This is a genomic window from Herminiimonas sp., assembly GCF_030645555.1.
Taxonomy (GTDB): Bacteria; Pseudomonadota; Gammaproteobacteria; order Burkholderiales; family Burkholderiaceae_D; genus Oxalicibacterium.
On record NZ_JAUSME010000038.1, the window covers coordinates 1 to 8,366 of the forward strand.

An 8,366-nucleotide genomic window follows, 5' to 3' on the forward strand; every position below is an offset into this window, starting at 1 on the left:
TTTGTATTGGTGTTGGTCGTCGAGCTGATCAATTCGGCGATAGAAGCGGTGGTCGATCGTGTCTCGCTGGAGCGCAATCCATTGTCGAAGAATGCGAAAGATTTTGGCAGTGCTGCCGTGCTGCTGACCTTGTTGCTTGCAGCCGCGACCTGGCTGGTCATACTGTGGCCAGTATTTTTCGGTACTTGATTTTGAGTTGTCTGCCACTGGAACCTGAACCAGGTAATAGAGAAAAACCAGCAGACGTTTACTGATCGGCCGGTGCAAACATTTTTTGTTTGCACCGGCTTTTTTATTTTCAACTCACTTCATCGATAGACAGCACCCTGGCAGCATCGAAGAAATGAGAGACAAGCAAGGCGATTTTTAAAAGCGCCTTGCAGTCCTTATGCGCAAAACGCATAAGGAACGATGAAACAATTCGTTTTGATTTTCAAGGCAGCGCTTTACTCTTCATTCCTCAGAAACGTATTTGCTCAAGGGGAAAGAAAATGCTGCTCAAGAAATTGATAGGAACTGCTTTCGCGATTGCATTGATTGCGCCAACCGTGCATGCAGCGGAAGTATCGTTGTTGAACGTGTCTTACGATCCAACGCGTGAACTGTATCAGGATTTCAACAAGGCTTTCGCCAAAGAGTGGAAAGCAAAATCAGGCGATGACCTCAAGCTCAAGGCCTCGCATGGCGGTTCCGGCAAGCAGGGTCGCGCTGTCATTGACGGGCTGGAAGCAGATGTCGTCACTCTGGCGCTGGCCTATGACATCGATGCGATTGCAGAAAAGGGATGGCTCGATAAAAACTGGCAAAAACGTTTGCCGCACAATAGCTCGCCTTACACCTCGACCATCGTGTTCCTGGTGCGCACAGGCAATCCGAAAGGCATCAGGGACTGGAACGATCTGGTCAAGCCGGGCGTAGCCGTCATTACCCCAAATCCAAAAACATCCGGCGGTGCACGCTGGAACCATCTGGCAGCGTGGCTGTATGCGTTGAAACAACCAGGCGGCAGCGAATCCACAGCAACCGACTTCATCAGCAAGCTGTACAAAAACGTGCCGGTGCTGGACTCCGGTGCGCGTGGATCAACCACCACTTTTGTTGAACGCGGCATAGGCGACGTCTTGCTGGCATGGGAAAACGAAGCGATTCTGGCGATCAAGGAACTCGGCCCGGACAAGGTTGAAATCGTCGCGCCTTCAGTGAGCATCCTGGCTGAACCGCCAGTCGCTGTGGTTGACAAGGTCGTCGATCGTCGCGGCACCCGCAAGGAAGCTGAAGCCTACCTTAAATATCTGTACACCACTGAAGGCCAGGAACTGGCAGCGCAAAACTACTATCGTCCGACTGACGAGAAAGTTGCGAAGAAATATGCAGCCCAGTTTCCAAAGCTGAAGTTGTACACGATTGCAGATGTGGGCGGCTGGACTGCCGCGCAAAAGAAACATTTTTCCGATGGAGGCGTCTTTGACCAAATCTATCAACCTGGCAAAAAATAATCTGCGCCATTTTCGGGAATTGAAATGAATATCTTGCTGCTCGCGGGTAGCCCGTCCACACCATCTCGTTCTACCCGCCTGCTTTAATGTAGCTTCAGCAACGCCTCCACTTCGCCCGCTGTCAGTACCTTGCCGACCGACACCACCTTGTCGTCTATGACCAGTGCAGGGGTGGACATCACGCCATGGGCTGCGATCTCGGCGAAGTCGGTGATTTTCACCACTTCAGCTTGCCGGCCCAGTTTTTCCAGCGCAGTTTTGGTGTTCTCTGTCAGGGTGATGCACTTCTTGCAGCCGGAGCCGAGGATTTTAATGATCATGGTTTTTCCTTGGGTTGGAATTGAGGTCGCGGTTCAGATTAACAGGTAGGAAAAGGCATTGAACAGATAGCCTATGAGCATGATGCCGACTACCACTATGCCAAAGAACAAGCCCAGCAGTGGTCCCTTGACTACTTTTTTCAGCATGATCAGTGAAGGCAGCGAGAGCGCGGTCACTGCCATCATGAACGCTAGTGCAGTACCCAGCCCGACCCCCTTGGCTACCAGCGCTTCGGCAATCGGCAGGGTGCCGAAAATGTCGGCGTACATGGGTATGCCCACCAGTGTTGCTACCGGCACTGACCACCAATTGTCCTGACCGATCAGCGCCGTGATCAGGTTTTCCGGTATCCAGTTGTGGATGGCTGCGCCTATGCCTACGCCTATCAATACATACGGCCAGACGCGCAGGAAGATGTCGCTGACCTGCCCCCAGGAAAAGTTCAGCCGATCACGGATGCTCAATTGTTCTTGCGGGATGTCTAGCACCGGGTTGTGCATGACGAAGGATTCGACATGGCGTTCCATTTTCAGCGCACCGATCAGGGTGCCGCCGACGACTGCCAGTACCAGGCCGACCAGTACATAGGCGATGGCGATATACCAGTTGAAGATACTCGCCAGCAGGATCACTGAAGCCAGATCCACCAGTGGCGAAGAAATCAGGAAGGTGAAAGTCACGCCCAGCGGCAGGCCAGAACTGGTGAAGCCTATGAACAGCGGGATGGATGAACAAGAGCAGAATGGCGTGATGGTACCAAGCAGCGCGCCGGTCAGCCTGGCCTTGAAGCCGCTCATGTTGCCGAGGATGCGCCGGGTGCGTTCGGGCGGGAAATGGCTTTGCACCCAGGAGATGCTGAAGATCAGCACTGACAGCAGGATGAATATCTTGATCACGTCATAGATGAAAAAATGCACGCTGGCACCGATGCGGCTAGCCATGTCCAGGCCGAACACGTGCTCCACCAGCAGGCGCACCAGGTAAGCCAGCCAGTCCATGCGCAGCAACTGATCGTTGAGCCATTTGAAAATTTCCATCTGCTGCTTCCTCAATTGTGCGGCGAACCGCGCTTGTATCGCCTATGTCAAGGATAGATGCCGTGTACTGCGACTCTCCCGGCAGCGAACCATTGGTGTATGGAACAGTCTACCTCGAGCGGCCCAGGCCAGGAACAGATATCCGACAAGTCCTTGTCTTCGTACCGGATTATTTATGTCAGGCATTTTTGATCTGAAAGACGCCTGTTCATTTGATTGATCTGGATGTACATTGATTGACTGTGAAGCGTGTTTATTCATCTCTTTAACGTTTGGAGAAATGATATGGTGCATCGCCTGATTCCCCTGGGACTAGTGCTTGCCGCTGGCGTCCTTCACGCGCAGACACCTGCTCCTGCTTCAAAACAAGGCGGTGCAGCGCCGGCGATTTTTTCCATGCGTCCGGCTGCAGCCTATGATGTTTCCAAATTGCCCGACGATCACTACGGACGCCTGGTCAGATATGGGAAAGAATTGACCGACCGTACCTTTGCCTACATAGGTCCGGAAGTCAAAGATCAAAAGATGCGGTTTGCGGGTAACAACCTGGCTTGTGCATCTTGTCATCAGGTATCTGCAACCAAAAAATTCGCCATCCCCTGGGTGGGTGCGCACGCCACTTTTCCGCAGTACCGTGGTCGGGAAGATGAAGTCAGTACGGTTGAAGATCGCGTGAATGGTTGCATGGAGCGCAGCATGGCCGGCAAGCGGCTGCCGCTTGATAGCCGGGAAATGAAAGCCTTTGTTACGTACATGCATTTCCTTTCCAAAGACGTGCCGACCGGCGGCAAAGTGGAAGGCCAGGGTCTGCCGCCTTTCAAGGCGCCTGACCGGCGTGCCGACACCGTCGCGGGTAGCAAGGTCTTCATCGAGAAATGTGCGAGTTGCCACGGTGCCGAGGGTGCGGGTGTTCGTGCCGGTGCGGTGGGCAGTGCTACCGGCTATACTTTCCCGCCGCTCTGGGGCAAGGATTCATTTAACAATGGAGCGGGCATGGGCCGCCTGCTGTTTGCATCCGCATTCATCAAAACCAATATGCCACTCGGTGCGGAACATGGTAAGCCGCAGTTGACGGACGATCAAGCCTATGACGTTGCCGCATTTGTCTTGAGCAAGCCACGGCCCGTGAAGGCGCATCTTGAGCGTGATTTTCCGGCGCGCTGGAACAAGCCTGTAGATGCGCCGTTCCCGCCATATGTCGATGGTGCATCGGCGGACCAGCACAAGTATGGACCGTTCGGCCCCTTGCAGGAAAAGATGAAGACGCTCAAAGAAAGTCTGATGAAGGCTTCCGGAAGATAAACGCGCTTTTGCATCGTGGAATATTCAAGCAGGCTTGCTATGGTCAGGCCTGTGCGAGCGTGCACACAATCGTTTAATCGTGAGCGCCGGACTCCTCCCCCAGTCGTCAAAATTAAATTGATGCCGACTCTTTTCCCTAATTCATATATATTCGCAGCGCGACGTCAATTATCGATCTGCCGTCTTATGTAGCGGCTTGCCGGTCCGAGGTTCCCCCTTTTTCATACTGAAGCGTCTCGTGCCTATTTCCAAACGACATTACCGTATCAAACATTTGCTGGTGCTGGCCTTTGGCGGCCTTGCGCTGGCTATCGGGCTGCCCATTTACCTGTACAGCAACCATGTATTTGTGACGCAACTGGTGACCGACAGGGGTGATGCGATCAACGATCTGGCCAAGGCTGTCGCTTCGGTCGTGGCGGAAAACCTGCAAGAACGGCAGCGCGAGATCACGCTGTTGACGCAAACGCCCTTGTTCAAGACTGCTGCACTGGACGATCCAGCACTCAAAGCCAATCTGGAGCGAGTCCAGAAGTCTTATCCACATTATTCGTGGATAGGCGCGGCTGATCTCAATGGCATAGTGCAATCTTCCACCGGCAATATCTTGCGCGGCGTCAGCGTGCGCGAGCGTCCCTGGTTCATCCATGGACTGAAAGGCGCATTTTCCGGCGACTTGCACGAAGCCTTGCTGCTGAGCCGGTTGTTGCCGCCACCTGCTGGTGGGGGGCAGTTGCACTTGATAGATTTTTCCGCGCCGCTGCTGGATGCAAACGGCAAAGTGCGTGGCGTGCTCGGCACTCATGCCGACTGGGGTTGGGCGGCGGATGTGATCAAGGTCTTGAAGCCCGCCAATGCTGCGCAATCACGCCTGGAAATACTGATCGTCAATCGCGAAAACCGCGTGATCCATCCTGAAAAATACGACGGCCAAGTGTTGGTCCCTGCATCGATGACGACAGAACGCGCTTTTTTCGTCGGCCGATGGGCCGATGGCAATGAGTATGTGGCCAGCATGGTGCCGGTCCAGGACGCGTTACCTTCGATGGGCTGGAGCATCGTGGTGCGCCAGCCGACTGAGCAGACGCTGGGTGACGTTCAGGCACTGCAGCGCGTGATCATGGGCTCTGCTGCATTGTCAGCGTTGATTTTCATTGTGCTGGTCTGGTGGGGCGCGACTATCTTCAGCCGGCCTTTGCGGCAGCTGGCGGATCAGGCACGCAGGGTAGAGCAGGGTGACGAGGATATGCCGCTGACGGTGAGTTCCAGAACCGTCGAAATCAATGAAGTGACCGACGCCTTGCGCGGCATGGCCAGCACCTTGCTCAGTCGCAAGGAGGCGCTGGCCGAAAGCAATGTGCGCCTGGAGCAAACCGTGGCTGTGCGTACCGCCGAACTGGCCAGGGCCAATGAAGAGTTGCGCCTGCTTGCCCGGCAAGACGCGCTGACCCGATTGCCCAACCGTTTTGCCGCCAATGAGCGCTTGCGCAGCGAGTTCGTGCTGATGTAGCGTTCGCATAACGTCTATGCGGTGCTGATGATGGATGTCGATTTCTTCAAGCAGGTCAACGACACGCATGGTCATGCGGTGGGTGACCAGGTACTGCAGTGGGTGGCGAATATACTCAGGACTACATTGCGCGAGAGTGATTTCATCGCACGTTTTGGCGGCGAGGAATTCCTGGCGTTGTTGCCATCCACCACGCTGAAGGCCGCCTGCCAGGTGGCTGAAAAACTCAGGCAGGCGGTGGAGTCTGCACCCGATCCGGTTGCCGGCCGTATTACTTTAAGTATAGGGATAGCCCTGGCCAGTCTTGAGCAAGCCGATGAAGATGATGCCGTCCGCCTAGCTGATCACTGGCTGTATGAAGCGAAAAAGGCTGGCCGCAACCGGCTCGCTGCCGAGATAGTGTGCTGATCAATTAACCATCGTCAGCTCTGGAGAACGCATGCCGGATAAACCGGAAGCAATAAACAAACGAGAAGCAAGAAACGACAGCCGAACATTCACTATGCAGTCAGCCCCTCTTTGCTAGGTTTTCGCTGGTTTCACTTGCACAATTGCGCGGCTTAAATTCTGATAGATTTTGATTCGTCGAACAATCGGCCACCAATCATAAAGAACCATTTGCATTGGGCGCCACATGGCAACCCACCCGCCTATGAGCAGACTTTCCTTGAGTATCTTGAGGAAGGTATTGTTCGAAAAAACAGACAAAAGATCGGCGCCCAGCAAACACAGCCCCAGGAAACCGAGCCCGATCAGCATGCTGGTGCGTCCCTCGACCAGCAGCAGGCTCAAGTTGCGCCTGGCCAGTATGGCCTTGTATTCGAAGTGATTCTGGATGGCCGTTTCAACTAGCTTGGTGGGGTCTTCTGGCGTCATCTGTTCGATATGCACGATGATGCGAAAGTGGCTGTCCTGTGGAAATTCCAAAGCCCAACTTTCCAGGAATCTTTCCGCATCTATATCCAGATCACGATGATGAAAAGGTGTGGGATCCATCGAGTTGAAGAGTTGCGGAACCTCCGCTATTCGTATTTCGATTTGATGGATGGGCGGATGGTTTTTTTTCATATCAGTTATCTGCTTGGCTCCCAATGACTTGTTCAAGTCTGCTTGTCATTGATTTTCGCATTGAATTCGGCATGTTTAACGATTGCGGTGGATATTTTTGACGCATGTAGCACACCAGCTTGCTGAACACGCCAAGAACCCCATTCTTTTACCAGGCCAAGAATTGTAAAATTGGCCTCATATATCGATTGCTCTCATCGATCTGATTAAACAATCCGGCTAAAGTCCCTATTCATGACCAACCTCGTATTTGTTTGGCTGCAATTCGCACTTTGCGTAGGACTGATAGGTCTGGCGGGTATGCGCCTGATTCGGTATGGCGATGCACTTGCGGAGCTGACGGGACTGTCACGAAGCTGGATAGGATTGATTCTGGTAGCCACCGTAACTTCATTGCCTGAATTGGTAACAGGTCTGAGCGCAGTCACCATCGCAAAAGCGCCAGATATTGCCGTTGGTGATGTTCTGGGAAGCTGCGTCTTCAATCTGACAATTCTGGCATTTATAGATGCCTTTTACCGAAAAGAGGCGGTCTATTCGGTGGCCAGCCGCAGACACATTCTGCCGGCGACTTTTGGCGTGATTCTTCTTTCCGCCTCCGCTCTGATTCTTGTGTTGAGTGCCCAGGGAACCATACCCAATATTGGGCACGTTAGTCTGGGAAGCATTGCACTGATTGGTCTTTATGCATTGGCAATGAAAGTGATTTACCAGGTTGAAAGGCAGAACCATGAAACGTCAAAACAGACCTCAAACAATTTGAGCCTCAAGACCGCGCTCATGGGGTATGCACTGGCTTCCATCGTGATTGTCGGCAGTGGGGTATGGTTACCTTTCCTTGGCGTGGAGTTGGCGCGGGCCATGGGATGGTCGAACTCCTTTGTTGGCACGCTCTTTATCGCACTTGCCACATCGGTTCCTGAGCTGGCAACTACCATTGGAGCGCTGCGCATCGGTGCAGTCGACCTTGCGATTAGCAGCCTGCTGGGAAGCAATCTCTTTGATGTGCTGATTCTTGCGCTGGATGATGTGGCTTACCAGCCAGGATCCTTGTATGCGCAGGTGTCTTCGCTGCACATAGTGTCAGCGCTCACGGGCTCCATCATGAGCGGCGCGGTTATCGTCGCATTGACCTACCGCCCCGTATCCAGAGTTTTCCGCATTGGCAGCTGGGTAAGCATAGTCCTTCTGGCACTGTACGTCCTGAATGTGGTAGTTCAATTTATACACGGGGATTAAGGCAGGCGAGACCCAGCAAGCTTGTTCAGATTTGACTGAATCGCCCTGGGCTTCTTGGACACTCATAATTCTGCTGTTGGCAACAACTTTGTTGACGGCGGTCATTGTCTGCCAATTTTGACCTCGACAGGTTTATCACGCCGTCGCGCGTAATTTTCGATGCAAATCCAGCTACAACAAGGCCTGAGATTGCATGCATTGGATTGCTGAGGTAAGATCAAAACGGGTGTAACGCTGCATGTCGCATGCGTTGCAGGTTATGCGATGGTCGGGCCGCTACGCGGGATATTAACACCATGAACCAACACCCGCCACATTGGCCCTAGCCTTATGCAATTTTTTGTAACTGTCGATCAGGCGGTGGTGCCTGTCGAGCCCCTCCAGTTCCATGCT

General features: G+C 53.4%; 9 protein-coding genes and 1 pseudogene. 6 read left to right on the forward strand and 4 right to left on the reverse strand.

Annotated features, from left to right (window positions below; genetic code table 11):
- Both Q7T06_RS01585 and Q7T06_RS01590 read left to right on the forward strand, forming a co-directional pair.
- A partial coding sequence (locus tag Q7T06_RS01585) for a diacylglycerol kinase (protein WP_304779023.1) occupies positions 1–189 on the forward strand: 189 nt, incomplete at its 5' end.
- Between the two features lie 302 nt (positions 190–491).
- Positions 492–1,496, forward strand: coding sequence for a sulfate ABC transporter substrate-binding protein (locus Q7T06_RS01590; protein WP_304779027.1), 1,005 nt, complete (start codon positions 492–494; stop codon positions 1,494–1,496).
- A gap of 83 nt (positions 1,497–1,579) precedes the next feature.
- Here Q7T06_RS01590 and Q7T06_RS01595 read toward each other — a convergent pair whose 3' ends face one another.
- Positions 1,580–1,816: a thioredoxin family protein gene (locus Q7T06_RS01595; RefSeq protein ID WP_304779030.1), complete on the reverse strand. Its 237-nt coding sequence runs from the start codon at positions 1,814–1,816 to the stop codon at positions 1,580–1,582.
- 33 nt (positions 1,817–1,849) lie between these two features.
- Positions 1,850–2,854, reverse strand: a complete 1,005-nt coding sequence (locus Q7T06_RS01600; protein ID WP_304779033.1) for a permease — start codon at positions 2,852–2,854, stop codon at positions 1,850–1,852.
- A gap of 285 nt (positions 2,855–3,139) precedes the next feature.
- On the opposite strand from Q7T06_RS01600, the gene Q7T06_RS01605 reads away from it, so the two are divergent.
- The 3 genes and pseudogenes from Q7T06_RS01605 to Q7T06_RS01615 all read left to right on the forward strand — a co-directional run.
- Positions 3,140–4,156, forward strand: coding sequence for a c-type cytochrome (locus Q7T06_RS01605; protein WP_304779036.1), 1,017 nt, complete (start codon positions 3,140–3,142; stop codon positions 4,154–4,156).
- Between the two features lie 238 nt (positions 4,157–4,394).
- The gene (locus Q7T06_RS01610) at positions 4,395–5,666 is read left to right on the forward strand and encodes a cache domain-containing protein (RefSeq protein WP_304779039.1); all 1,272 of its coding nucleotides are present in this window, start codon (positions 4,395–4,397) and stop codon (positions 5,664–5,666) included.
- A gap of 15 nt (positions 5,667–5,681) precedes the next feature.
- Positions 5,682–6,074, forward strand: a pseudogene (locus tag Q7T06_RS01615) (GGDEF domain-containing protein); the annotation flags it as partial.
- 114 nt (positions 6,075–6,188) lie between these two features.
- Here the strand turns inward: Q7T06_RS01615 and Q7T06_RS01620 are convergent.
- Positions 6,189–6,770 (reverse strand): hypothetical protein, encoded by a 582-nt coding sequence (locus tag Q7T06_RS01620; RefSeq protein ID WP_304779042.1) that lies wholly within the window; start codon positions 6,768–6,770, stop codon positions 6,189–6,191.
- A 198-nt stretch (positions 6,771–6,968) separates the two neighbouring features.
- On the opposite strand from Q7T06_RS01620, the gene Q7T06_RS01625 reads away from it, so the two are divergent.
- Complete coding sequence (locus Q7T06_RS01625; RefSeq protein ID WP_304779046.1) at positions 6,969–7,973, forward strand: sodium:calcium antiporter; 1,005 nt, start codon at positions 6,969–6,971, stop codon at positions 7,971–7,973.
- A gap of 288 nt (positions 7,974–8,261) precedes the next feature.
- Here Q7T06_RS01625 and Q7T06_RS13205 read toward each other — a convergent pair.
- Positions 8,262–8,366, reverse strand: a 105-nt coding sequence (locus Q7T06_RS13205; protein WP_370652326.1) for a hypothetical protein, incomplete at its 5' end; no start/stop codon positions are given.

What these genes read in the sequence shown, in the direction of transcription:
- Q7T06_RS01590 (WP_304779027.1), top strand. Translation starts at nt 492, where the DNA reads ATGCTGCTCAAGAAATTGATAGGAACTGCTTTCGCGATTGCATTGATT.
- Q7T06_RS01600 (WP_304779033.1), bottom strand. Translation starts at nt 2,854, where the DNA reads ATGGAAATTTTCAAATGGCTCAACGATCAGTTGCTGCGCATGGACTGG.
- Q7T06_RS01605 (WP_304779036.1), top strand. Translation starts at nt 3,140, where the DNA reads ATGGTGCATCGCCTGATTCCCCTGGGACTAGTGCTTGCCGCTGGCGTC.
- Q7T06_RS01595 (WP_304779030.1), bottom strand. Translation starts at nt 1,816, where the DNA reads ATGATCATTAAAATCCTCGGCTCCGGCTGCAAGAAGTGCATCACCCTG.
- Q7T06_RS01625 (WP_304779046.1), top strand. Translation starts at nt 6,969, where the DNA reads ATGACCAACCTCGTATTTGTTTGGCTGCAATTCGCACTTTGCGTAGGA.